Origin of the sequence: Pseudoclavibacter sp. VKM Ac-2888 (assembly GCF_015351285.1) — a bacterium.
In the GTDB taxonomy this organism is placed as follows: domain Bacteria; phylum Actinomycetota; class Actinomycetes; order Actinomycetales; family Microbacteriaceae; genus Pseudoclavibacter.
In genome coordinates this window covers 1128469-1151568 of sequence record NZ_JADKSM010000001.1, presented here as the reverse complement: position 1 = coordinate 1151568, position 23100 = coordinate 1128469, and the positions used below count along the sequence as shown (strand labels likewise).

Annotated in this window: 30 protein-coding genes and 1 tRNA gene; 24 read left to right on the top strand and 7 right to left on the bottom strand. The window is 67.1% G+C overall.

Going from position 1 to position 23100, the window contains the following annotated elements; all coding sequences use genetic code 11:
* Positions 1-15: 15 nt before the first annotated feature.
* On the bottom strand, positions 16-1356 hold the full coding sequence (locus tag ITJ61_RS05620) for a nicotinate phosphoribosyltransferase (RefSeq protein ID WP_104241554.1): 1341 nt from the start codon (positions 1354-1356) through the stop codon (positions 16-18).
* Between the two features lie 90 nt (positions 1357-1446).
* Here ITJ61_RS05620 and murI point away from each other — a divergent pair, with 90 nt between their 5' ends.
* Genes murI through rdgB form a run of 3 tightly spaced genes read left to right on the top strand, consistent with a single transcriptional unit; the run spans position 1447 to position 3682 of the window.
* Complete coding sequence (murI, locus tag ITJ61_RS05615) at positions 1447-2280, top strand: glutamate racemase (protein ID WP_104241553.1); 834 nt, start codon at positions 1447-1449, stop codon at positions 2278-2280.
* Positions 2281-2330: 50 nt separating this feature from the next.
* Positions 2331-3062: a ribonuclease PH gene (gene rph, locus ITJ61_RS05610; RefSeq protein WP_104241552.1), complete on the top strand. Its 732-nt coding sequence runs from the start codon at positions 2331-2333 to the stop codon at positions 3060-3062.
* Complete coding sequence (gene rdgB, locus ITJ61_RS05605; protein WP_194685740.1) at positions 3059-3682, top strand: RdgB/HAM1 family non-canonical purine NTP pyrophosphatase; 624 nt, start codon at positions 3059-3061, stop codon at positions 3680-3682. The genes rph and rdgB overlap by 4 nt, the downstream gene beginning before the upstream one ends.
* A 312-nt stretch (positions 3683-3994) precedes the next feature.
* Here the strand turns inward: rdgB and ITJ61_RS05600 are convergent, their stop codons facing one another.
* Positions 3995-5371: an aspartate aminotransferase family protein gene (locus ITJ61_RS05600; RefSeq protein ID WP_194685739.1), complete on the bottom strand. Its 1377-nt coding sequence runs from the start codon at positions 5369-5371 to the stop codon at positions 3995-3997.
* A gap of 155 nt (positions 5372-5526) precedes the next feature.
* Positions 5527-5608: transfer RNA gene (locus ITJ61_RS05595), tRNA-Leu, on the bottom strand.
* A 123-nt stretch (positions 5609-5731) separates the two neighbouring features.
* Here ITJ61_RS05595 and ITJ61_RS05590 point away from each other — a divergent pair.
* From ITJ61_RS05590 to ITJ61_RS05580, 3 genes are read left to right on the top strand one after another with little or no spacing between them, the layout of a single operon-like run.
* The gene (locus ITJ61_RS05590) at positions 5732-6961 is read left to right on the top strand and encodes a CpaF family protein (protein WP_194685738.1); all 1230 of its coding nucleotides are present in this window, start codon (positions 5732-5734) and stop codon (positions 6959-6961) included.
* Positions 6958-7821: a type II secretion system F family protein gene (locus tag ITJ61_RS05585; protein WP_104306922.1), complete on the top strand. Its 864-nt coding sequence runs from the start codon at positions 6958-6960 to the stop codon at positions 7819-7821. The genes ITJ61_RS05590 and ITJ61_RS05585 overlap by 4 nt, the downstream gene beginning before the upstream one ends.
* Positions 7818-8756, top strand: a complete 939-nt coding sequence (locus ITJ61_RS05580; RefSeq protein ID WP_194685737.1) for a type II secretion system F family protein — start codon at positions 7818-7820, stop codon at positions 8754-8756. The genes ITJ61_RS05585 and ITJ61_RS05580 overlap by 4 nt, the downstream gene beginning before the upstream one ends.
* A gap of 167 nt (positions 8757-8923) precedes the next feature.
* Here the strand turns inward: ITJ61_RS05580 and ITJ61_RS05575 are convergent, their stop codons facing one another.
* Genes ITJ61_RS05575 through ITJ61_RS05565 form a run of 3 tightly spaced genes read right to left on the bottom strand, consistent with a single transcriptional unit; the run spans position 8924 to position 11309 of the window.
* Positions 8924-10348, bottom strand: a complete 1425-nt coding sequence (locus ITJ61_RS05575; protein ID WP_194685736.1) for a recombinase family protein — start codon at positions 10346-10348, stop codon at positions 8924-8926.
* Positions 10349-10360: 12 nt separating this feature from the next.
* On the bottom strand, positions 10361-10750 hold the full coding sequence (locus tag ITJ61_RS05570; protein ID WP_194685735.1) for an ImmA/IrrE family metallo-endopeptidase: 390 nt from the start codon (positions 10748-10750) through the stop codon (positions 10361-10363).
* A gap of 31 nt (positions 10751-10781) precedes the next feature.
* Positions 10782-11309 carry a helix-turn-helix domain-containing protein gene (locus ITJ61_RS05565; protein WP_194685734.1) on the bottom strand — a complete coding sequence of 176 codons (528 nt, stop codon included), beginning with the start codon at positions 11307-11309 and terminating at the stop codon, positions 10782-10784.
* A gap of 100 nt (positions 11310-11409) precedes the next feature.
* On the opposite strand from ITJ61_RS05565, the gene ITJ61_RS20475 reads away from it, so the two are divergent.
* From ITJ61_RS20475 to ITJ61_RS05485, 17 genes are all read left to right on the top strand, one after another.
* Positions 11410-11649: a helix-turn-helix domain-containing protein gene (locus ITJ61_RS20475; RefSeq protein ID WP_194685733.1), complete on the top strand. Its 240-nt coding sequence runs from the start codon at positions 11410-11412 to the stop codon at positions 11647-11649.
* A gap of 52 nt (positions 11650-11701) precedes the next feature.
* On the top strand, positions 11702-11884 hold the full coding sequence (locus ITJ61_RS05555; protein ID WP_194685732.1) for a hypothetical protein: 183 nt from the start codon (positions 11702-11704) through the stop codon (positions 11882-11884).
* Positions 11881-12057 carry a hypothetical protein gene (locus ITJ61_RS05550; RefSeq protein ID WP_194685731.1) on the top strand — a complete coding sequence of 59 codons (177 nt, stop codon included), beginning with the start codon at positions 11881-11883 and terminating at the stop codon, positions 12055-12057. The genes ITJ61_RS05555 and ITJ61_RS05550 overlap by 4 nt, the downstream gene beginning before the upstream one ends.
* Positions 12054-12854, top strand: a complete 801-nt coding sequence (locus ITJ61_RS05545) for a BRO family protein (RefSeq protein WP_194685730.1) — start codon at positions 12054-12056, stop codon at positions 12852-12854. The genes ITJ61_RS05550 and ITJ61_RS05545 overlap by 4 nt, the downstream gene beginning before the upstream one ends.
* Positions 12855-13170: 316 nt before the next feature.
* On the top strand, positions 13171-13452 hold the full coding sequence (locus tag ITJ61_RS05540; protein ID WP_194685729.1) for a hypothetical protein: 282 nt from the start codon (positions 13171-13173) through the stop codon (positions 13450-13452).
* Between the two features lie 160 nt (positions 13453-13612).
* Complete coding sequence (locus ITJ61_RS05535) at positions 13613-13981, top strand: hypothetical protein (protein ID WP_194685728.1); 369 nt, start codon at positions 13613-13615, stop codon at positions 13979-13981.
* A 23-nt stretch (positions 13982-14004) separates the two neighbouring features.
* Entirely contained in the window at positions 14005-15426 is a 1422-nt protein-coding gene (locus tag ITJ61_RS05530) for a DNA methyltransferase (protein WP_323744301.1), read from the top strand.
* Positions 15423-16019 (top strand): hypothetical protein, encoded by a 597-nt coding sequence (locus tag ITJ61_RS05525; protein WP_194685726.1) that lies wholly within the window; start codon positions 15423-15425, stop codon positions 16017-16019. The genes ITJ61_RS05530 and ITJ61_RS05525 overlap by 4 nt, the downstream gene beginning before the upstream one ends.
* 342 nt (positions 16020-16361) lie before the next feature.
* Positions 16362-16958: a hypothetical protein gene (locus ITJ61_RS05520; protein WP_194685725.1), complete on the top strand. Its 597-nt coding sequence runs from the start codon at positions 16362-16364 to the stop codon at positions 16956-16958.
* 13 nt (positions 16959-16971) lie between these two features.
* Positions 16972-17232, top strand: coding sequence for a hypothetical protein (locus ITJ61_RS05515; RefSeq protein WP_194685724.1), 261 nt, complete (start codon positions 16972-16974; stop codon positions 17230-17232).
* A complete protein-coding gene (locus tag ITJ61_RS05510; protein WP_194685723.1) occupies positions 17232-17756 on the top strand; it encodes a single-stranded DNA-binding protein in 525 nt (174 codons plus the stop codon). Before ITJ61_RS05515 ends, ITJ61_RS05510 begins: the two co-directional genes overlap by 1 nt.
* A gap of 51 nt (positions 17757-17807) precedes the next feature.
* Complete coding sequence (locus ITJ61_RS05505; protein ID WP_194685722.1) at positions 17808-19472, top strand: DNA cytosine methyltransferase; 1665 nt, start codon at positions 17808-17810, stop codon at positions 19470-19472.
* Positions 19473-19496: 24 nt separating this feature from the next.
* Positions 19497-19733, top strand: coding sequence for a hypothetical protein (locus ITJ61_RS05500; RefSeq protein ID WP_194685721.1), 237 nt, complete (start codon positions 19497-19499; stop codon positions 19731-19733).
* Positions 19730-20350, top strand: coding sequence for a hypothetical protein (locus tag ITJ61_RS20225; protein ID WP_228496605.1), 621 nt, complete (start codon positions 19730-19732; stop codon positions 20348-20350). The genes ITJ61_RS05500 and ITJ61_RS20225 overlap by 4 nt, the downstream gene beginning before the upstream one ends.
* Positions 20343-20696 carry a DUF4326 domain-containing protein gene (locus tag ITJ61_RS20220; protein WP_323744300.1) on the top strand — a complete coding sequence of 118 codons (354 nt, stop codon included), beginning with the start codon at positions 20343-20345 and terminating at the stop codon, positions 20694-20696. Before ITJ61_RS20225 ends, ITJ61_RS20220 begins: the two co-directional genes overlap by 8 nt.
* A gap of 241 nt (positions 20697-20937) precedes the next feature.
* The gene (locus ITJ61_RS05490) at positions 20938-21237 is read left to right on the top strand and encodes a hypothetical protein (protein ID WP_194685720.1); all 300 of its coding nucleotides are present in this window, start codon (positions 20938-20940) and stop codon (positions 21235-21237) included.
* Complete coding sequence (locus ITJ61_RS05485) at positions 21230-21466, top strand: hypothetical protein (protein WP_194685719.1); 237 nt, start codon at positions 21230-21232, stop codon at positions 21464-21466. The genes ITJ61_RS05490 and ITJ61_RS05485 overlap by 8 nt, the downstream gene beginning before the upstream one ends.
* Positions 21467-21484: 18 nt before the next feature.
* On the opposite strand, the gene ITJ61_RS05480 is transcribed toward ITJ61_RS05485, so the two are convergent.
* Positions 21485-22033 (bottom strand): hypothetical protein, encoded by a 549-nt coding sequence (locus ITJ61_RS05480; protein WP_194685718.1) that lies wholly within the window; start codon positions 22031-22033, stop codon positions 21485-21487.
* A gap of 74 nt (positions 22034-22107) precedes the next feature.
* On the opposite strand from ITJ61_RS05480, the gene ITJ61_RS05475 reads away from it, so the two are divergent.
* Positions 22108-22944 carry a helix-turn-helix domain-containing protein gene (locus ITJ61_RS05475; RefSeq protein WP_194685717.1) on the top strand — a complete coding sequence of 279 codons (837 nt, stop codon included), beginning with the start codon at positions 22108-22110 and terminating at the stop codon, positions 22942-22944.
* Positions 22945-23100: the final 156 nt, after the last annotated feature.

Sequence of the window (23100 nt, the reverse complement as noted above, 5' to 3'; positions counted from 1 at the left end):
TGCCGGGTGGGGCTGTCAGACCCAGACGGTCTCGCGGCCGTCCTGCTCGACGAAGACCGTCGGGAGGGCGGCCTCGCCCGCGTGGAGGCGGAGCGCGCCGATCGGCAGCTCGTCGATGGCGGTGCGGTGGTGCTCTCGGGCGCTCTGCACGCCAGCCTGGCCCGTGTACTCCTCGTTGATGACACCGTCGACGACGAGGTCGACGAGCAGCGAGCGGTCGCTCTTGTCGGAGACGGGGGGAGCGCCGATGCCGACGACCTCGGCCTCGGCGATCCCGTGCTCGTCGCGGCGGCGGACGGGGAACTTCTCGCCGCCCACGCTGACCTTGCCCGTGGAACGCTTGGCGACCGACACCCACTCGCCGTCCTCGCCGCGTCGGGCGACGAGCTTGTAGACCATGCCGGAGGCGACGGAGCCCGAGCCAGTGACGACGCTCGTGCCGACGCCGAACGAGTCGACGGGGCTCGCACCGAGTCCCGCGATGGCGAACTCATCGAGGTCGTTCGTGACCGTGATGCTGGTCGCGGTGTTGCCGAGCTCGTCGAGCTGCGCGCGCACCTCCGCGACGAGCGTCGGCAGGTCGCCGGAGTCGAGGCGCACGCCGCCCAGCTCTCGGCCGGCGACCTCGACCGCGAGGCGCACGCCCTCGCGAACGTCGTACGTGTCGACGAGCAGCGTCGTGCCGGCACCGAGGGTGGCGACCTGCGAGGCGAACGCCTCGCGCTCGGAGTCGTGCAGCAGGGTGAACGAGTGCGCGGCGGTTCCCATCGTCGGCACACCCCAGCTGCGTCCGGCCTCCAGGTTGCTCGTGGCCTTGAATCCGGCGATGTAGGCGGCGCGGGCCGCCGCGACCGCCGAGCGCTCACCGGTGCGGCGCGAGCCCATCTCGGCGAGCGGACGGCCCCGGGCGACGGAGACCATGCGCGCGGCGGCGGAGGCGACCGCGCAGTCGTAGTTGTAGATGCTCAGCAGGAGCGTCTCGAGGATGACGCCCTCGGCGAAGGTCGAGCGAACCTCGAGGATGGGGGAGCCGGGGAAGTAGATCTCGCCCTCACGGTAGCCGCGGATGGTGCCAGAGAAGCGGTAGTCCGCGAGCCAGTCGAGGGTCTTGGGGGAGACGATCGAGTGCTCGCGGAGGTGCGCCAGCTCGGCGTCCCCGAAGCGGAAGTCGCGCAGCAGCTCGAGCGCGCGCCCGACCCCCGCCACGACTCCGTAGCGGCGCCCGCTCGGCAGGCGCCTCCCGAAGAGCTCGAAGACGCTGTCACGATCGGCGGTGCCGGCGTTGACCGCGGCATCGATCATCGTGAACTCGTACTGGTCGGTGAGGAAGCCGGTAGACGGCCGTTCGGAAGTCACCGCCCCAGCCTAGGCGCAGCCGCGGGGCGCGCAAGGGTGCTCGGCGTGCGCATCCGCCCCAACTGATGCCTGGGAGTAGACTCGGCACTCATGAGCGAGGCACCGATCGGCGTATTTGACTCTGGTGTCGGCGGGCTGACGGTCGCGAGGGAGATCCGGGCGCAGCTGCCGGGGGAGTCGCTCCTCTACGTCGGAGACACCGAGCACACGCCGTATGGCCCGAAGCCGATCGCCGACGTCAGGCGTCTGTCGCTCGCGGTCCTCGACGAGCTCGTCGAGCAGGACGTCAAGATGCTCGTCATCGCCTGCAACACCGCGTCTGCCGCGGTGCTGCGGGATGCGCGTGAACGCTACGACGTGCCGGTCGTGGAGGTCATCGCGCCGGCCGTGCGAGCTGCCGTGAGCGCGACGCACAACAACCGCATCGGGGTGCTCTGCACCGAGGCGACCCTCTCGTCACGTGCGTACGACGACGCTTTCGCGGCGGCCCCCCACCTCGAGATCTTCTCGCAGGCCTGCCCGCTGTTCGTGGAGTACGTGGAGCGAGGCGACACGACGAGCCCAGAGCTGGTGCAGCACGCCGAGGAGTATCTGGCGCCCATCAAGGCGGCCGGCGTCGACACCGTCGTCCTCGGATGCACGCACTATCCGTTCCTGAAGGGCGTGCTCGGCTACGTGCTCGGCCCGGACGTCCGCCTCGTCTCGAGCGACGTGGAGACGGCGCAGGACGTGTACCGCGTGCTCGCCTCGAACGGCCTCCTCAACGCCAGCGGGCGAGCCCCGCAGTACTCCTACCGGGCGACGGGCGAGAACACGGAGGCGTTCGTGAACCTCGCCGGTCGCTTCCTCGGCCCCGACGTGCGCCACGTGGAGCGACTCATGACGGAGGCCATCAACCTGCCGCCGTCGATGCGCCGCCCCTGACGCGCCGCGCCCCGATTTCCAGCACCGCATCCGACCCCTTGGAGGGACCAATGACCGAAGCACGCGCAGACGGCCGCACCCACGACCAGCTTCGCCCCGTGACGATCGAGAAGGGCTGGAGCGAGCAGGCCGAGGGCTCTGCCCTCATCTCGTTCGGGAAGACGAAGGTGCTGTGCACCGCCTCGTTCACACCCGGCGTGCCACGCTGGCTCAAGGGGCAGGGCAAGGGCTGGGTCACGGCCGAGTACGCGATGCTCCCGCGCGCCACGAACGACCGCAACAGCCGTGAGTCCGTGAAGGGCAAGATCGGCGGGCGCACGCACGAGATCTCCCGCCTTGTCGGCCGCTCGCTGCGCGCGGCCGTCGACATGTCGGCGCTCGGCGAGAACACGATCGTCATCGACTGCGACGTGCTGCAGGCCGACGGCGGCACGCGCACCGCCGCGATCACGGGCGCCTACGTGGCGCTGGCCCAGTCGATCGAGTGGGCGAAGGCCAACAAGCACGTGCCGGCGAAGGCGAACGTGTTGACGCGCTCGGTTGCCGCGATCTCGGTGGGCATCGTCGACGGCGTCCCGCTGCTCGACCTGGCCTACGTCGAGGACGTCCGCGCCGGCACGGACATGAACGTCGTCGCGACGGGCGACGGCAAGCTCATCGAGGTGCAGGGCACCGCCGAGGGCGCGCCGTTCGACCGCGAGGAGCTCGACCGTCTCCTCGATATCGCCCTCGCGGGCACGGCGACGCTCACGGAGCTGCAGAACGAGGCGCTCAAGGCATGAGCGAGCCGGTCCGGGTTGTCCTCGCCTCCCACAACGCGCACAAGCTGATCGAGCTGCGACGCATCCTGGGCGCGCAGCTCGACGGCATCGAGCTCGTCGCCTACGACGGCCCCGAGCCGCGCGAGACCGGTCTCAGCTTCGAGAGCAACGCGCTCCTCAAGGCACGCGCCGCGGCAGAGCACACGGGGCTCCCGGCGCTGGCCGACGATTCGGGCATCTCGGTGGACGTGCTCGGCGGCTCGCCCGGCATCTTCTCCGCCCGCTGGTCGGGGCCCGCGAAGGACGCGAAGGAGAACCTCGAGCTGCTGCTGTGGCAGCTGAGCGACGTGTCGCATCCGAACCGCGCGGCGCAGTTCGTCGCGGCGGCGGCGCTGGTCGTGCCGGCGTCTGCCTCGGCGACGGGCGAGGAGCTGGGCGAGGCCGTGCTCGGCGTGTGGCCCGGCCGCATCCTCGAGCAGCGGAGCGGGGACCACGGTTTCGGCTATGACCCCATCTTCCAGCCCGACGGTGCCGAAGGCTCAGCCGCTGACCTCACGGACGCCGAGAAGGACGCCTCGAGCCACCGCCGCCGCGCGTTCGACGCGCTCGCGCCGAAGCTGCGCGCGGCCCTCGGCCTGTAGCCCCGCGAACAGCTTCGGGATGGGTTTCTCGCTTGCGGATGGAAAGCAACCCATCCGGAAGCGTGAAAGCCATCCCGGGGCTGAGTTTTTCGCGTCCCGGGTCCATCACGCGACCGCGTCCGCGTGCCCGGCTCGCGCGTGCATCACGCGCTGAGCTCCCCGCCGACGGCCGTGGTCTTTCCGCCCAGCGAACGGCTTCGGGATGGGTTCCTCGCTTCCGGATGGAAAGCAACCCATCCGGAAGCGTGAAAGCCATCCCGGGGCTGAGGAGCGGGCGCGAGACTTCGCGTGCGGAGCCCCGAGCCGACCGCGTTAGAGGAGTGAGCTGGCCTCGGTGAGCACGCCGCGCAGTGTCTGCTCGATCTCGTCGAATTCTGCCTGCCCGATGGTGAGGGGCGGGGCGAGCTGGATGACGGGGTCGCCTCGGTCGTCGGCACGGCAGTAGAGGCCCGCGTCGAAGAGTGCCTTGGAGAGGAAGCCGCGCAGGAGGCGCTCGGATTCCTCGTCGTTGAAGGTCTCTCGGGTGTCCTTGTCCTTGACGAGCTCGATGCCGAAGAAGTACCCGTCGCCGCGGACGTCGCCGACGATGGGGATGTCGAGGAGTTTCTCGAGAGCCGCGCGGAAGTGCGGCGAGTTCTCCTTGACGTTCTGCGTCAGGCGTTCTTCCTCGAAGATGTTCAGGTTCTCGAGGGCGACGGCTGCGGAGACGGGGTGCCCGCCGAAGGTGTAGCCGTGCGAGAACGACGTCTGGCCGTGCTTGAACGGCTCGTAGATGCGGTCGCTCACGATGGTGGCGCCAATCGGGGAGTAGCCGCTGGTCATGCCCTTGGCGCAGGTGATCATGTCGGGCTGGATGTCGTACGTGGTGGATGCGAACATGTCGCCGATGCGGCCGAATCCGGTGATCACCTCGTCGGCGACGAGCAGCACGTCGTACTTGGTGCAGATCTCGCGCACGCGCTGGAAGTAGCCGGGGGGAGGCGTGAAGCAGCCGCCGGAGTTCTGGACTGGCTCGAGGAACACCGCCGCGACGGTCTCTGGTCCTTCGAAGAGGATCATCTCCTCGACGCGGTTCGCGGCCCACTGGCCGAACTCGACGAGGTTGTCGCCGTGCTCGGGCGCACGGTAGAAGTTCGTGTTCGGCACGCGGAAGCCGCCGGGGGTGAGCGGTTCGAACATCGCCTTCATCGCGGGGATGCCCGTGATGGCGAGGGCGCCCTGCGGCGTGCCGTGGTACGCCACCGAGCGGGAGATGACCTTGTGCTTGGTGGGCTGTCCCTGCAGCTTCCAGTAGTACTTGGCGAGCTTGAAGGCGGTCTCGACGGCTTCGCCGCCGCCCGTGGAGAAGAACACGCGGTTGAGGTCGCCTGGCGCGTAGTCGGCGAGGCGGTCGGCGAGTTCGATGGCGTTCGGGTGGGCGTACGACCAGATGGGGAAGAACGCGAGCTCCGCGGCCTGCTTGGCGGCGGTCTCGGCGAGGCGCTGGCGGCCGTGGCCAGCGTTGACGACGAAGAGGCCGGAGAGGCCGTCGAAGTACTTGTTGCCCTTCGAATCCCAGATGTGGTGCCCGTCGCCCTTGACGATGATCGGCACCCCGGCGCCGTCTTCCATCACGGACTGGCGCGAGAAGTGCATCCAGAGGTGATCTTTGGCTTTCTGCTGCAGGTCTGCTTCGTTGAATTCGGTCATCGTCGATGCTCCTTCTCAGTGCTGATACTGGAACCGTACCCGTTGGTCGGGAGCGCCGGAACAGACAGACTGTCGAGTCGGAGGAGCTTCAAGCGCCTGAGTCGCTCTCGCACGCAGGCGGGCAGCTGGACGCAGGGAACCAAGAACAAGGACAGTGCGGAAGGCGGGACTTGAACCCGCACGCTCGAAAGCACAGGAACCTAAATCCTGCGTGTCTGCCAATTTCACCACTCCCGCAAGCACGAGCGAACCCGTGTGCTGAGGCCAGTCTATGGCGGTGCTCCAGCGCCGAGAAGCCGCGACGCGCAAGGCCTGTGGATAACTCCTGCGGCGTTTTCGAGTCTTGGGCATGCTGTCGCCGTGAGCATCGCGGTAAGCACTATCACTGACCGAATCCGTCGTCGTGTCCTGTTGGAGGGCATCGACCTCGGGGGCGATCGCGCGCGGGCCGCCGACATCGCGCGCGAGGAGGTGCGGGGGTACGCGGAGGAAGCGCTGGGCTCGTCGCTGCCGTTGGTCCACGATGAGGAGTCCACGACGCGTGAGGTGCTGGCCCGGGTGACCGGCTTCGGTGCGCTTCAGCCCTACCTCGATGATCCGGAGATCGAGGAGATCTGGATCAACGCACCCAGCCGGGTCTTCGTTGCTCGCGGCGGCGTGCCCGAGCTCACGTCCACGATTGTCCCGGAGACTGACCTGCGCGATCTCATCGAGCGGATGCTCCAGTCGAGCGGCAGGCGAGTCGACCTGTCCTCGCCGTTCGTGGATGCCTCGCTCCCGAACGGCGAGCGGCTGCACGTGGCCGTCCCCGAGGTGACCAGGCGCTACCCGTCCGTGAATATCCGCAAGTTCTCGCGCCGCATCCGAGACCTCTCCCACCTCGTCGAGCGGGAGGCGCTGACCGCGCAGGCGGCGGAGTTCTTGCAGCTCGCGGTCCTCGCTGGCTGCAACATCCTCGTCTCGGGCGCGACCCACACCGGCAAGACCACCATGATCAACGCGCTCCTCTCCTCGGTGCGCAGCGAAGAACGCATCGTCACCGTCGAGGAGACCTTCGAACTCGAGCTCGTCGCCCGCGACGTCGTCGCGCTGCAATGCCGACAGGCGAGCCTCGAGGGCACCGGTGAGATCACGTTGCGCCGCCTCATCAAGGAAGCCCTGCGCATGAGACCCGACTGGCTCGTGGTCGGCGAAGTGCGGGAAGCGGAGAGCCTCGACCTCCTGATCGCCCTCAACAGCGGAATGCCCGGAATCTCCAGCATCCACGCGAACACCGCGAGGGATGCGCTCGTCAAGCTCTCCACGTTGCCGCTCCTCGCGGGACGCAACATCGACAGCGCGTTCGTGGTGCCCACCGTTGCCAGCTGCATCGACCTCGTCGTGCACCTCGAGATGACCGCATCCGGAACACGACACGTGGGGGAGATCCTCGCCCCGACCGGAACGGTGACCGGTCAGGTCATCGAGGCGGCCACCCTCTTCAACCGTGGACGCGCGCAACTCGAATCGACCGGATCCCCTCCGCCGCGAACCGCGAAGTTCGAGGCGCACGGCTTGGATGCTGCGCGTGTCCTTCGGCGGTCCCTGTGACCGTTCTGCTGGCGCTGGTGATGGGGGCGGGAGTCTCCATCATCGTGAGCGCGAGGCTGTGGCCGCAGAGCAGCGAGCGACGCGACCGGCGCCTGTCCAAGGTTGCCGACTTCGAGGCAGATCTCAGGCGGGCCGGGTTCGAGCGGGTGCCCATCGGCGTGTTCGCGGGTGCTGCCTTCGCGCTCGGGCTCGCGTTGGGTGCCGTGGCGCTCGCTCTCACGGGGGTGGTCGCTGTCGCCCTCATCGCTCTCGTCGGTGGCTCGGCGGCTCCGGTCACGATCGTGCGGGTGCGGTCCGTGCAGCGGCGAAACCGGAACCGGCTCGTGTGGCCGGACGTGGTCGATCACCTGGTGGCGTCCATCCGTTCCGGGGTGGCCCTGCCCGAGGGGGTCGCGGGGCTGGCTGAATCGGGGCCGGTGGTGCTGCGGGAGGACTTCGCCGCCTATACCCGCCAGTACCGCCTGACGGGCAGCTTCCGGGTGGCTCTCGACGAGCTGAAGGAGCGGCTCGCCGACCCGACCGCAGACCGCATCCTCGAGACGCTTCGCATGTCCAGAGACGTCGGCGGATCGGAGCTCCCCACGGTGCTCAAGAGCCTCGGCAGCTACCTGCGAGAAGAGCAGGCCGTGCGCCACGAAGTCGAGGCCAAGCAGTCCTGGGTCATGAACGCCGCCAAGCTCGGCTCGGCCGCACCCTGGATCGTCCTGCTCATGCTGGGAACCAGGCCCGAGGCGGCGAGCGCCTTCAACAGCCTCGAGGGCGCGATCGTGATCCTCATCGGCCTGGGCGTGACCGTGGCCGCCTACCTGCTCATGCTCCGCATCGCGAAACTCAAAGACGACCGCAGGTGGTTCGCATGAACGAGACACTCGGCTGGGCCGTGCTCTGCGGGCTTGGCCTCGGAATCGGCCTCTGGACGTTGCTCGCCGCCGTCCCGCGCCTCTCCAAGCCGAACCTCGCGGAGCGTCTCGCCCCGCACCTCTTGGACATCTCGGCGGCGGCGCGAGCCGACGTGCAGAAGACCGCGAGCGACCCGCTCCCTATCCTCGGAACGCTCGCCGCCCCATTCGCCGCGAGAGGCAGAGCCCTCCTCGATGAAGTGCTCGGCGGCAGCGACCGCATCACCGCGCAGCTGCGCCAATCGGGCTCCACGACCAGGCTCGAACGGTTCCGAGCCGAACAGCTCACCTGGGGACTCGTTGCGGCTGGCCTGGGCCTGAGCGTCGGCCTCTTGCTCGGCGCGACCCGCGGAATCCCGGTCCTCGCCCAGATCCTCCTGCCTCTCCTCCTCGGCTGTGTCGGCATCTTCCTCCGCGACCGGGCCCTCGGCCGCGCCGCGCAGCGCCGTCACCGACGCATCGCCAGCGAGTTCCCCACCGTCGTCGAGTTCCTCTCCCTCAGCCTCTCGGCAGGTGAGGGCATCTTCGACAGCATGAAGCGCGTCGCCAGCGTGAGCACCGGCGAGCTCGCGAAGGAGTTCGCGCGAGTCGTCCACCACGTCAACACCGGCGTCTCGCTGTCCGATGCGCTCCACGAGATGACCAGGGGCGTCCGCTACCTGCCGCTCGACCGCTGCGTCGAGCACATGATCTCCGCACTCGAACGTGGAGCGCCGCTCGTCGAAGTGCTCCGCGCGCAAGCGAGCGACGCACGGGAACTCGGCAAACGCGACCTCCTGGAATCCGCTGGCCGGAAGGAAGTGCAGATGCTCGTTCCGCTCATCTTCCTCATCCTCCCCACGACCATCCTGTTCGCCCTCTACCCCGCCGTCTTCGTGCTCCGCACGAGCTTCTGACCGCCACCCGAAAGGCACACCATGCAGTTCCTGCACGCACTCCGAAACCGAGCCAGCTCCGAACGCGGCGACGTCCCCGGTTGGGTCCTCATCACGATAGTGATTGTGGTCTAAACCCTCGTCGCGGCGTCCTTGTGAGGATCTCGCGAAACTTGAGCCTCTGCGTGTCAGGAATCAGTGCGCGGGATGATCGTAATGCTTGCCTGCGGTCGGCCGGGTCCGATGAGGACGTGGTCGATGACCGACGCAAGGAGCTCGCGCTTCTCGCGGGGCCCGAGATCGTCCCACCGTTCGAGGAGGGCAGGCAGGATCGTCACCGGCGCTTTCCGTGCTCGGACTCCCACGGTGCGGAGTTCTCGTTCGAGTCCCGCTCGCTCACTTTCTATGCGGTCTCGGGCGCGCTCGAAGGCATCTTGCGGAATGCCGTCGAGGAGGCGATCGACGAGGGTGTCCATTCGGATGTCAAGCCGCGCGAGATCTGCGCGGATTCGTGATGTTGGGTCGGCGACTGGGCGGACTGCTGGGCCTTGGCTGAGGCTCGCGGCTGTGGCTTGTCGCACCCACTGGTCATTTTGTTCGATGAGCCATGCGTGGACTTCGGCCTCGACGAGCGGGCCGCTGACGTAACCGCCCTCATGGGTGCGTCGTTCCTTCGCGGCGGCGCATCGGTAGCGGGGCCTGTTGTTGGTTTCTCGCGAGCCGTGCATGCGTGAGCCGCAGACGCATCGCACGAGCCCTGACAGGGCGTAGGTGGATCGCTCACCGCCGCCGTGGCCTCTCCTGCGCTCGCGCGCTTCGAGGTACTGCTGCCACTGCTCTTCCGTGATGAGAGCCTCGTGGGCACCCTTCAGGAGCTCTTCGTGTCGGGTGAAGTATCCGGCGGCGAAGCCGCTGTCGAGGACTCGTCGGAGTGTGGTCTGTGACCAGGCATTGCCGCGGAGGGTGCGGGTTGGTCCGGCTTGGAGCCACTCGATGAGCGAGTAGAGCGATTCGCCGGAGTTGTAGCGGCGGTAGGTCTCGGCGAGGATCGGCCCCTCGATCGGGTGTGGGGTGAACCCCGTCTCGCGGGAGGATTCGTAGCCGAAGCGACGCTTGCCGTTGGCGGGTACTCCCATGGCGACTCGCCGGGCGTGAGCCTCTTTCCATCCTTCGCCGATGCGTTCGGATTCGAAGGCGGCGAGTTCGGTCATGACCCCGCGGGCGAATCGTCCGGCGGCGGATGGGTCGTTGGGTTCGGTGGCGGACTCGATGCGTCCGCCGGCCATGTCGCATCGGTCGGCGGCGACGGCCCAGTCGAGGCGAGAGCGTGAGAGTCGGGACCAGCGCCAGAGCACGATGACGTCCGCTTCGCGTGTCTCAATAAGGCTCATGACGCGCTGTACGGCGGGGCGTTTCCATGTGCGTCCTGAGATGCCGGGGTCGGCTTCGACGGCGACGACATCGTATCCGTGCTTGCTGCAGTAAGCGCGCGCGGCGGACTCTTGCACCTCGAGGCTGATGGATTCTTCGCGGTGCGTGGATTGGCGCAGGTAGAGGACGGCACGAGGTTGCGCGGTCGCAGAAGAGACCGCCTTGAGGTGGCGGGAGGTCATCGGTGTTCCTTGCTATGCGGCGAGCTTGCGTTCAGCAGCTCGGTAGTTCGCGGGGTTGCGCATCCATGCGCGGAGGACGTCAGGTGTGACGTTGAGTTCGTCGCACCAATACTCGGGGTTCTCGGGCCAGATCCGCGCGCACCGGGCGACGGCGTCGGCGTCGAGCAGCACTGATGCTGCCCAAGCGTCGGCTTGTGCCTCTTGCGTCGGATCGTCACGGCACTCGTGGCCGTGCACGGCGTGTCCGAGTTCGTGACCGAGGACGCTTGGGACTTCTCTCTGCTCGAGGCTGAGGTTGAGGGCGATCTTCCGTGAGTGCGGATACCAGCGGCCGGCGTCGGGCATATGGCGACGCCACCTGACGAGGATGCCGAGCTGCTCGGCGAGCTGGAAGAGAAGCATGCCCGGATGCTCCCACTGGCCACCGACATTGCTACACGGAGTCGTTGTCGAGCTCGTCCGCACTGGACTTCTTCTTGGCGGCGTATCCCATTGCGTCCTCGGCTTCCCAGTCGTCGACGTCGTCAGCAGCTGCCACGGGGAACGGGGTCACGTTGCCACCCGCTGCACGTTGGAGCTTGCCGGCGAGGAGCACGACGATGTCCTGTTGCGCGTCGGACTTGAGGTGCTGGGGAAGTCGCTCGAACAACGGCACGACTGCTGCGATGAAGCCGCGCGCATCTTCGCCGTACTGGCGCTCGATGTCGCTCACCTGCGCAACATCCAATGCTTCGAGGATGGCACGCAGCTTCTCGGTCTGAGGGGCTGTCTTCCCGAGCTCAAAGGTGCCGAGTGTCTTGCGGCTGATACCGGCCATCTCGGCCAGTGTCTCTTGGCTCATCTTCTGCGCGATGCGGCGCTCTTTCACGGCGGGGCCGAGGTTCGCTCGCTCTTTCGCTGTCATCGTGTCGACGTCCAGGACACCAGAAAGCGATTCTTTCCCATCGGGGCGCGTTGTCATGGGTGTCAGGCTAGCAGAGTTACCCATACCTGACTAGTTCTTGGGTACTTCACCCCGGAAGTTGACCACAACTGTGGGTAACTCTGATACATTCCTACCCATGCAGAACGAAGCGGTTAGAGCAGCAGGGCAGAGCATTCGCGCTGTCCGAGAACTCGCCGGTCTGACGCTTGCGCAAGCCGCTCAGTTGACGGGGCGTGCGCCTGGCTATCTCTCGCAGGTCGAGACCGGCAAGGCGGACAACGTAACGGCGCGGTACGTGGCTAACACGATGGGCGCCCTCAGTGCGTACATCGCGCGACCGGTAGAGCCTGCGCAGCGCGCAGAAGACGCGGCATAGGAAAGGCCCCGCAGTTCCAGCTGCGAGGCCGCGACAGAAGAGGACACCAACCATGTCTCAGTCCATCACCCAACAGACTACCGCGCCGAAGCCTGAGTCGCGCGTGGAGAAGTACGGCATGCCGGGCATAGCGGCGCGGAAGCGGTTCGGTCAGCTTGCGGCTGAGGCGCTCACGCGCCTTGCAGAGCGTGACGAGCTCGCCGAGGCTACGCAGTCTCAGGAGCGTGCAGCGTGAGCGCCGCGGTCCTCTCGCATCCTGAGGAGCTGCAGCTTCGCATCGACTCGGTCGGTGTCGACGAAGCCCTCGGCCTCATCCCGCTGGATGCCCCGCTGTCTCTCGCTGAGCGCATCGAGCGCTTCGGCGTCAACGAGGCGCTCGGTCTGATCCCATTCGAGGCTCAGGCATGAGCGCCCTCGAGGTGTTCGAGTTCGGCGCGCATCGTGTGCGCACGGTCACCGTGGACGGCGAGGTGCTGTTCGTGGCTCGCGACGTCGCGGCGGCGCTTGGATTCATCGACACGGTGAACTCGGTGAAGCAGCACTGCAAGGGGGTGGCGGTTTACCACCCCCTCCAGACGGGAGGCGGCGTACAGGGCGTGCGTGTGCTGACTGAGGCGGACGTGCTGCGTCTGATCGTGTCGAGCCGCCTGCCGAGCGCGCAGCTGTTCGAGCGTTGGGTGTTCGAGGAGGTTCTGCCGAGCATTCGTCGGACGGGGTCGTACTCGGTTCCCGCGTTCGACGTGGCGTCACTCGATGGGATCGCGGCGCTGGCTGCCGCGGCGTCCGCGGCTGTCGAGGAGGCGCGGGCTGCTCGCGCCGAGGTCGCTGTGCTCGCTCCACGGGCGGCGCAGGCGGACACGTTCCGGCAGTCGGAAGGGCTTCGAACGATCGGGGATCTCGCGAACGACTTGAAGGTGCACGTCGCGGCGAACATGCCCGGCCGCAAGGTGCGGCACCAGGACGTGTTCGACCAGGCAGCGCGTCTGGGCCTCATCATCCGGAACGACTCGATCCGCAACAACCAGCCGACGGCTCGCGCGATCGAGGCGGGGTGGGTGAAGCCGCACGCGCACACGTTCGACACGATGACGCGGGGCCCGCAGACGAAGGTCTCGACGCGTCTCACTCCTCGCGGTTACGGCCGACTGTGGGATGGGTGCCTGCAGTGGCTTGGCGAGCACGACGCTCTGGCGGTCGCAGCATGACCGCCGCGACGATCGGCGCCGTCCGGGTTCGTGGTGCTCGGGGTGATTACCGGCCGGCGTCTGCTGGGTGGAAGACGTGCACTCGGTGCGGTGTGGAGTGGCGTGGCTCGCTGTATGCGAAGAGTCGTGAGTGTTCGTCGTGCCGGATTTTTCGGGCTGCGGAGGCGCTCGAGGGCGTCCCGTGCGAGTTCCCGGATTTGGCCGCGCAGACGGCGTATCGCGAGGGCTGCGGTTGTGCTCGGTGTTCGTCGTGGAAGCGGGATTACGAGGATCAGCGCAAACGGAATCTCCGGGCGGCGCGCGAGGGGGTGGCGGCGTGATGTATGTCGATTCTCTGGCGCATGGTTTCTCGATCCTGTTGGCGCTGTTCGTGGTCGCTGTCCTCGTGTTCGCGGTGGCGCAGATTCGTGGGGAGATGCGGCGGCAGCGTGAGCGTGAGCGGCCGGGGATGTACTGGCAGAAGCTGCCGCTGGGTAAGCCGGTGAAGATCGCTCCGTCGAGGTGGATGGTTCGTGTCGCGCCGAATGAGGCGGTCATCGGCCGGACTCCTGAGCAGGCGCTCGAGCTGGCTGAGTTGCCGAAGTGGAGCGAGTCGTGAGGCGGCCGCGGGTCTACAAGTGCGACTTCTGCACCGCCATCGACCATCCGAAGAAATGGCACTACAGGCCGTCGAACGACTTCCCTATTCCGTTCGAGACGTTCGCGGAGGCGATCGCTGCCGCGGTTCTCGATACTCATCTCGTCCTGGAGGCGACAGCATGAACTCTCTCTTGCCTACCAAGGCGCCGCGGCTCGTGGTGGTCGAGTCGCCGTTCGCTGGCGATGTGGCGGCGAACATCGACTATGCGCGTGCTGCGGTGCGCGATTCGCTGATGCGGGGTGAGGCGCCGATCGCGTCGCACCTGTTGCACACTCAGCGCGGCATTCTGCGCGACGACGTGCCCGAGGAACGGTCTCTGGGGATCGCGGCGGGGCATGCGTGGATCCCGGCTTCGTCGCTGGTGGCGGTGTACCTCGATCGGGGCATGTCGTCGGGGATGCGCGCTGGCATTCAGGCCGCGCTTGATGCGGGGGTCGAGCTCGACTACCGCTACATCGAGCCTCCGAAGCTGCGGGTGGCGTCATGAGGCCGTACTACGAGAGCGGTCCGGTGACGCTATACCACGGCGCATCCGAGGTCGTCATGAAGAGCTTCGCCGACTCCTCGATCGACGCGATCGTGACCGATCCGCCGTATGAGCTCGGGTTCATGGGCAAGGGGTGGGACTCTTCCGGCATCGCGTACAGCGTGGAGCTGTGGGCGGAGGCGCTGCGGGTGCTCAAGCCGGGCGGGCATCTGCTCGCGTTCGGTGGCTCGCGCACCTGGCACCGCATGGCTGTGGCGATCGAGGATTCAGGGTTCGAGCTGCGGGACTCGATCGCGTGGCTCTACGGCTCGGGCTTCCCGAAGTCGCTCGACGTATCGAAGGCGATCGACAAGCTTGGCGGCGTTGCGCGTCCGGATCACGGAGAGTTCCGCGACGCGTGCCGTGGGCAGATGCGCGAGCTCGGAGTTCGAGTCAAGGATGTGGATGCTGCGCTCGGGAATGTGATGTCGGCGCGGTACTTCACCAACGGTGCTGCCCCGGCTCTGCCGAAGTACCGCGACTACGTCATCCTGCGAGAGCTCCTGCAGCTCGGCGATCGCTTTCAGCACCTGTATGCGGAAGAGGCGGAGCGAGAACCCACGGGAGTGCAGACGAGCCCGAACTGGCGGCCTGCTGGATCGCCAGGTGTCGCGAGCCGGAACGAAATTCGCCGGGATGCCCCGGCATCCGATGCCGCAACGACATGGTCAGGTTGGGGCACGGCGCTCAAACCGGGCTTCGAGCCGGTCGTCGTGGCTCGTAAGCCGCTCGCCGGCACCGTCGCGGCGAACGTGCTGGCGCATGGAACCGGTGGGTTGAACGTCGCTGCATGCCGTGTGGGCTCCGAGGAGCGTACGAACACGGCGGGCGGATCATCGAGCTTGCAGCGCGTCTCGCGCGTGGCCCAGGGGTACAGGGAGACGGTGACGGCCTCGGTTGGTACTGAGTCCGTCGTCGCTGGACGCTGGCCCACGAACGTCGTTCTCGACGAGTCGCAGGCCGAAGCGCTGGATGCGCAGACGGGTGTGCTCACGTCGGGCTCCTGGAACGGCAAGCGGAACACGCCGAAGACGAACGGCATCCTCGGCGACTTCGCGAGCCGCGACGAAAACGCACGAGTCGGCGACAGCGGCGGCGCGTCGCGGTTCTTCCCGACGTTCAAGTACGAGGCCAAGGCCCCGAGCTCAGAGCGTCCGGTGGTCGATGGCGTCGCGCACGCCACGGTGAAGCCGCTGGCGCTCATGCGGTGGCTTGTCCGTCTGGTGACGCCCCCGGGCGGCGTCGTGCTCGACCCGTTCGCGGGCTCCGGGACGACGCTCGAGGCTGCCGTGCTCGAAGGGTTCGAGACGATCGGCATCGAGCTCGGCGCGGAGCATCTGCCGCTGATCCGTCACCGCTTCGCGAAGCCGCTCGCGCAGGGCTTCGACCTCGGGGACATCGCATGAACGCGTACCCGAAGCCCCCGAAGCGTGCGACGGGCGACGTGCCGGCGAAGACGGTGAAGCTCCTCCGGCTGCGCTCGCGGGGGAAGTGCGAGGCCTGTCACATGGCGCCGGCCACGGAGAAGCATCACCGCAAGTACAAGGGCCGCGGTGGCACGCACGACATCCAGAACCTGCTGCACCTGTGCGGTGGCGCAGGTGGCATGTTCGGCGGCAATCACTCGGGCTGCCACGGTCTGGCGCACTCGAGGGATGGCCAGGACCAGGGCCTCTCGGTCGCGTCGTGGGATGACCCGGCGGCCGTGACCTTCAGAGACAACTACGGCGTGGAGTGGGAGCTCTTCGCCGACGGAACGAAGAGGAAGTGGACTGTGGCTGATTCGAAGTCGGAGCCTGTCGTCGCGCCGGGCCCGGGCCTGATCGGTCGATTTGGCGCGTGCGATGAGGTGCGCTGGCGGGTGAACGAGGTCTGGTATCCGGTCGTGCGCTGGCAGGTCGAGTCGGTGACGGTGCGGATGGAGCACGGCGACGAGGTCCTGACGGCCTCCGAGGTGTCGGGAGCTCGGCGCACCGGGTTCGTGGCGGTGTCGACATGACCGGCCTGGCGACGACGTACGTCGCGTGGTGGCCGGAGTCGGGCGTGCTGAAGGTGGGCCGTGCGGTGCCTTCGGGTTCGCGGATCGCGGATCTCGTCGAGCACGGTGCTCGCATCCTTTTCGCGTTCCGTCGGACGCCGGCGGTGTGGGAGCGTGCGGCGCTTGCTGAGCTGCGTCGCGTTTTCGAGCCCGCGTTCGTCGACAACGTCGACGCGTGGGAGTACATGCCTCGCGGTCATGGCTGGTCGGAGTGCGTTCGCGTGTCCGCTGCCCAGATTGGCCGCGCTATCGACTTGATTTTGAAGGGAACGCAGCCTTATGCAGATGCGGAGGCAGAGGACGGTGAAGCCGTCGTTCTTCCGCGATCCGCGCGTGACGGCGGTTCCGATGGGGATGCGGTTCTTCGCGTTGGCGCTGATGGCGTGGGCGGACGATCACGGCCGCGGGGAGGTGTTGCCTCGTCGGATGGTTCGGGAGATGTTGCCGAACGATCCGGTGTCGGCGGAGCGTCTCGAGGAGGTGATGTTGCACCTCGACGAGTCCGGGTTCCTGCTGTTGTACGCGGACGAGGACGGTCGGTCGTTGTTTCAGATCGCCCCGGACTTGCTGGGCACGGTGGATCGGCGGAACCCGTCGTCGTACCCGGAGGTTCCGTTCGCGAGCGGCTTCGCGAATCGTGTCGCGAATCGTGGCTTAGGAGAGCGGGAGCGGGGGCGGGTCGAGTTCGAGGGTGGCGAGCGCGAGAGCGTGAGGCTCCCTCCTCCACCGTTCTGCACGGCTCACCCCGCGGGAACGAAAGACGACTGCAGGCATTGCGGCACCGCTCGACTGGCGAACGCTCACTGGGAGAAGCTGCGCCGCGCTGGCAGGGACAACTCTCACCTGGAGGGGGCGCCTGATGACTTCGATGATGACTTCTCGGACGTCGCGCCGTTCTAAGGGCACTCGGTCGGTGGCCTTCCCGGAGGACATCTGGGGGCGTATCGCGTCAGAGGCGCACGACAGGGGCATCACGGTCCCGGAGGCGGTCGAGGCGGGCGTGAGGACGCTGATCGGTGCGGGTACGGCCCCTCCGATGGTGTTCGTCGTGTCCCCGGACCAGATGACCCACGTCCGTCACATGGTGGCGAACGAATTCACGACCGCCGAAATCGCCGCATGGGTGAAGATCCCAGCGCTCGCGGTTGAGGCCATTCGAAAGGAGCTCGGCTGATGGCTGGGGAAACGATCATCACCGTCGTCGGAAATCTGACGGCGGATCCGGAACTCCGGTACACGGCGAACGGGCTGGCGGTGGCGAATTTCACGATCGCGTCGACGCCGAAGGTCTTCGATCGGCAGTCGAACGAGTGGAAGGACGGTCCCGCGCTGTTCCTCCGGGCGTCGGTGTGGCGTGAGTTCGCTGAGCACGTGGCGTCGTCGCTGTCGAAGGGCTCTCGGGTCATCGCTCAGGGTCGCCTCAAGCAGCGCTCGTATGAGACGAAGGAGGGCGAGAAGCGCACGTCGATCGAGCTGGAGATCGAGGAGATCGGCCCGTCGCTCCGGTACGCCACGGCACAGCTCACGAGGACTACCGGGGGAAGTGGCGGAAAAGATGCCAGCTCATATACCAGCGGCAACTCAGGTGGCCAGTCGAGGGGCTTCGGGGCGCCGAGCTCGGCGCCGGCTGGCAGCCAGCAGCCGCAGACGTGGGCCGATGGCTCAGGGGGGAACGACTTCGATGAACCGCCCTTCTAGCCGCACTGCCGCCGCTCCACACCCGCGCATTTCGACGAAAGCGATCGACTCATGACCCTCACCACCACTGACCTGTTCTGCGGGGCTGGCGGCTCGAGCACCGGAGCCGTTGCCGCCGGCGTCACCGTGCGCATGGCCGCGAACCACTGGAACCTCGCGATCGAGACGCACCAGACGAACCACCCCACCACCGATCACGACTCGGCCGACATCTCGCAGGTTGACCCGCGCCGCTACCCGCGCACCGACATCCTGTGGGCGTCGCCCGAGTGCACGAACCACTCCGTGGCGAAGGGCATCAAGCGGCAGCGCGCTCAGGAGGAGCTCGACGTGTTCGGCGAGAAGCTCCCCGACGAGGCTGCGATCCGCTCCCGCGCCACGATGTGGGACGTGCCTCGCTTCGCCGAGCACCACCGCTACGAGGCGATCATTGTGGAGAACGTCGTCGACGCGTTCCGGTGGATCATGTTTCCCGCCTGGCTGCAGGCGATGGAGCTCCTCGGCTACACGCATCAGATCGTGTGGCTGAACAGCATGCATGCGCAGGGCCTTGGACTCCCTGCCCCGCAGTCCCGCGATCGCATGTACTGCGTGTTCTGGAAGCGCGGCAACCGTGCCCCGCAGCTCGCGAAGTGGACGCGCCCGCTCGCGGTCTGTCAGGAGCACGGCGAGGTGCGCGCTGTGCAGGCGTTCAAGAAGGCCGAAGCGTGGGGCCGTTACCGCGCGCAGTACGTGTACCGGTGCCCGAGGTGTGCTGTCGTCCTCGAACCGGCGTGGCTTCCCGCTGCGTCGATCATCGACTGGTCCATCAAGGGTCAGCGCATTGGCGATCGCAAGCGGCCTCTCGCGGCGAAGACGCGGGCCCGTATCGAGCGGGGCATCGAGAAGCACTGGAAGCCGATCGTCGTCGCTGCGGCGGGGAACACGTACGACTCTGCATCAGGGAAGCCCGGCACCTACCTTCGCGCATGGCCGACTGACGAGCCGTTGCAGACGCAGTCCACGACCGCTCAGCACGGGCTCGCCGTGCCGCCGCTGCTTGTGCGTGGCGAGGGCAACACGACGCCGGCGCGTCCCGCCACCGAGACGTTCGGCGCGTTCACCGCCTCGGGGTCGCAGTTCGTCGCCATGCCGCTTGTCGTCAACCACGTCTCGGGCGCCGACGCGACGCGATCGAGCAGAGCTGATGAGGCGTTGCCGACGCTCGTTGCGGGTGGCCTGCACGCCTCGCTTCTGATCCCCGTCGAAGGGCGATCCGGGAAGGATGCGGCGATCGGAACGGATGCGCTGCGCACTCAGACCACGAGGAACGAGACCGGGCTGCTCGTGCCGCTTCGGAATCACGGCGTCGCCAAGCCCATCGACCGCACCATCGACACGGTGAGTGCCGAAGGCAACCACCATGCGCTCGTCGTCACGAACAACCACTCGAATCGAGCACGCCTCGTTGCCGAGCCGCTACCGACGACCACGACCGCCACCACGACGGCGCTTCTCGACGCCGAGCTCCCGTCCCTCGATGTCGACGACTGCGAGTTCCGGATGCTCGAGCCGGACGAGATCAAGCGCGGCATGGCGTTCCCGGACGAGTACTTGCTCCTGGGCAACAAGCGTGAGCAGGTCAAGCAGTCGGGCAACGCTGTCACACCGCCGGCGGCTCGCGATCTATTCGCGGCCGTCGCCGAATCACTCACGCAAGAACTTGCCGCGGCCTAGCCGCTCTACGAAGGGAATGAAGACATGGTGAAGGTCAAGACGGAGAGTCCCGCGGAGGGCGGCGAGGTTCCGGTAGATGCGTTGCGTGCTCCGCAGGTGTTGGTGACGTTCGAGGAGGACGAGCTTCTGGCGTTGGCGGCTGCCTTGGACGGGAACCGTGCGCCGGGGATGCTTGGCGCCGGGATCGACAAGGTGTCTCGTGCTGCTCTGGATGTCATCCATGGGTCGCGTGCGTCTCGTCGGGCGGTGAGGAAGCCGTGAGCGGTCCGGTGTTGGAGCGGGTGGACCTCGAGGAGCTGTTCGAGGGGTGGTCGGTGGTCATTGGTGAGCCGCCTCATGACGTGGAGGCGTGCGCGTTGCTGGTGGTTCGTCGTCGCGGCGAGATGGTGTTGCGGGCGGCGTCGGGTGATTGGTGGCCGTTCTCGCTGTTCGAGGGGAACTCGGTGTATCGGGTGCATGCTGCGCTGCCGGATGCTCTTGGCTATTACGTGACGGAGGACCCGGATCACGAGGTGATCGAGAGGTCGTCGAAGGTGTGGCGGTCGACGAATGTTGCGGGGACGCCGTTGTCGGATGCTGAGGTGCGGGAGATGGGGGCCCTGGTGCATCACGTGCCGGCGTCGCAGGTCGCGTTCGCGGAGATGCACGCTCGCCACTATCAGGACGCCGCGGCGAGGGCTGAAACGGAACTGTCGGTCGTGCTGGCCGCGTTGGCTGAGGCCCGCGCTGAGGTGGCTCCGGCGCACGCTGCGGGCCGCGCCGAAGCACTGGGCGAGGTGTGGTCGTTCCTCCGCGCTCGCGGGCTGTGGTGGCGTCCTGTGCGTCGTGCTGTGGCTCGGCATTTCGGGCGTTCGCTGGTGGGTGGCGATCGTGCCTGAGCGCATCCAGCGGAAGCGCACGAAGGGCTGGCGCATGCCGGCGGGTGCGGTGTACGTCGGGCGTGGCTCGGGGTGGGGGAACCCCTATCGAGTGATCCTCGTCCGTGCGTCGGGGCCCTTCGATGTGGTGCGTGGTGACGGCGTATTCCTCGCCCAGTCGACGGGTATCGAGACCGCACGGACCATCGCCGTAGAACGCTACCGGCATGCACTCGAGCAGTGCTGGAAGGGATATCCCGCACCCTCGAAGATTCGTGCCGAGCTCGCTGGCCGTGACCTCGCGTGCTGGTGTCCGCTCGATCAGCCGTGCCACGCGGACGTGCTCCTCGAGTTGGCGAACGGCTGATGCGTTCTCGTCCGTATTCGCCGCCTCCGGTGCCTCGTGAGGGGATCCGGGGTTCGTGTCATCGCAACTGCTGCTGGTTGGGGCCTCATGGGCCTGTGGGTGGTTGTGGGAAGGCGGGTCGGTGTCAGTGCCATGTCGAGCCGAAGCCGGAGTCGTTTGCGGTCCGGTATGCGGCATTGCTCGCTGCGTCGAGCACTACTGAGGAAGTCAGCGGCTCGGCCGCTCTACGAAGGGAAAAATCATGAGCAAGTCAACAACGGGTGCCGCGGAGCGTCTGACGGCCGTCGAATGGCTGTCGGTGCGGTCGCATGTGGCCGGGATCGTCAAGGGCGCCAACCCGCGCATGGAGCCGTCGACCTCGGTGCGCATCGCTGAGCGCCTGCTGGCGGAGGGGGTGGTCGACGTCGCGAGCGTCGCCGAGGCTCTGCGCCCGGACAAGTCGAGCGGTGTCGCTGAGCCGTCCCATCCGCTCGGAGAGGGCGACGAAGCAGACAGCCCCGTGCTCGCCGTGGGCGACACTGAGGAGGCCCGTCGTGGCTGAGCAGGAGTCCACACCTTCCGGACCCGTCTTCGAGTATGAGATGCGCGTCGCCTCCGCTGACCGCGAGGGCTACTACATCACGCGCTGGGATCAGGCGACGCCCGTCACGGCGAACGCTGCCACGAAGCAGGACGCCGTCAACAAGGCGTGCGCTCAGATGGGTCCAGCGCGCCCAGGTCGCTACTGGACGGTCAAGGTCGACAAGGTTCGGGAGGTGTCCCGTGGTTGAGATCGAGCACCGAGGCTACTATCGGCGGCGAAATTGCGTAAATATCTGCGCGAGCGTGACCGCAAGCAAGCGCATGACTCGTGACATCTCCAGGAGGAGGACCCAGGCGGTGTCGACAATCGTCGCGACTAAGTTAGCGAGGATCTGCGCAGGACTGATAAGTCCTTCGACGACAAAGACGGCGGTTTCGTGGAGCACGCCGCGTGCTCCACGAAATGCGGTCTCCGTCATCGGCTTGATGACGACCCGCGTCGCGAGGCTCGTCGCGGCCCAGCGGAGCACCACTAGCACGAAGAGGGTCCCGCTCATTAGCCAGAGCGGCTCGGCGCCACTGCCGGTGTCTCCCTTGTTGGAACTGAGGAGGAGGGAGAACTCGGTGATGATCGCGAGCGCAGCGAGCCCGAGGTTGCCGATGAAGCCGAAGATCACGGCGAGTGGTGAGAGCTCGCGGGCGTGGTCTGGGCGCAGCTTCGATTCGAAGAGGAGGGTGAGCATCAGGACGGGGACAATCTGTGCCAGCGTCGCCGCGACGGATGCGCTCATCGATGAGAGGTCAGGTGGCGTCACGTTGCGCAGGCTATCGGGTTATCGGGTCGGCTTCGCTTCTAGGACGGTTGCCTCACATGCAGCGGGGGTGCCACGTGGCTGAGGTTGAGGTAGCGGGTGCGTTCGGTGCTCCTGAGCGGGTCGACTTGGCCCCGGTGCGTCGTGCCCTGCCGCAGGCTCCGGACCTGATGCAGCACCTCGCGCACCTGGTCATCAAGGGCCGCTTCGAGGATGGTCAGCCGGTGGCTCGTGATGTGCAGTCGACGCCTGGTCGGATTGCTCCGATGGATCAGATCGATGCGACGTTCGCGTGGTTGTGGGTGTTGTCGGAGAAGTGGCAGCGTCCGGGGTTGGTGTCGGTGGAGCACATGGTGCGTCGTGCTGATGACGGGAAGGTGTTGGGTCCCCGTGGAGTGAAGGGCACCCCGGACGGTGGCGACGTGCTGAAGGCGTGGGCGTACACGCTGGTGCATCGTGTGGAGGCGCAGTGGGCGGTCATCGAGGTGTCGACGGGGTCGGCGGCGACGTGGGGTCAGCATGAGGCGAGGGAGCTCCTGGAGCATGCTGACGCGCATCTCCTGCGCCCTCTGTCGATGTGGCCTCTCGACGAACGGGCTCCCGTGCCGGCGCGCCCTCGTGAGTGTCCCGTGTGCGGCGAGCAGGACGTGTGGGCAGACCTCAACGCGGTCACCGCCGTCTGCCGCAGCTGCAAGGGGATCGTCGCCCCTGAACGATGGCTCGCGCTCGCGGAGGTGTCGAGGGTGCTCGGTGTCGACGTGACGACGGTGCGTCGTTGGGTGGCTGCTGGTGAGCTTGAGTCGCGTCCGCTGGGCCGTGGCAGGCAGGTGGAGCTCGGTGCTGCTCGTGAGGCGATGGGGCTTGCTGAGGCTCGTATGAAACTCGGCATCGGAAATGGACCCTTGCCCGCCTAAAACAGGTAGGATGCACCTGTGCGATTCGTGACTGAAGAGTCGCGAACTTGAAGCCCCGGACCTGAAGACAGGTCCGGGGCTCGCTCGTTCGACGAGATGTCCGGGGAATTCGAGAACTGTTCTTAATGCAATGATGACCGAAATGTGCGGTCGCTG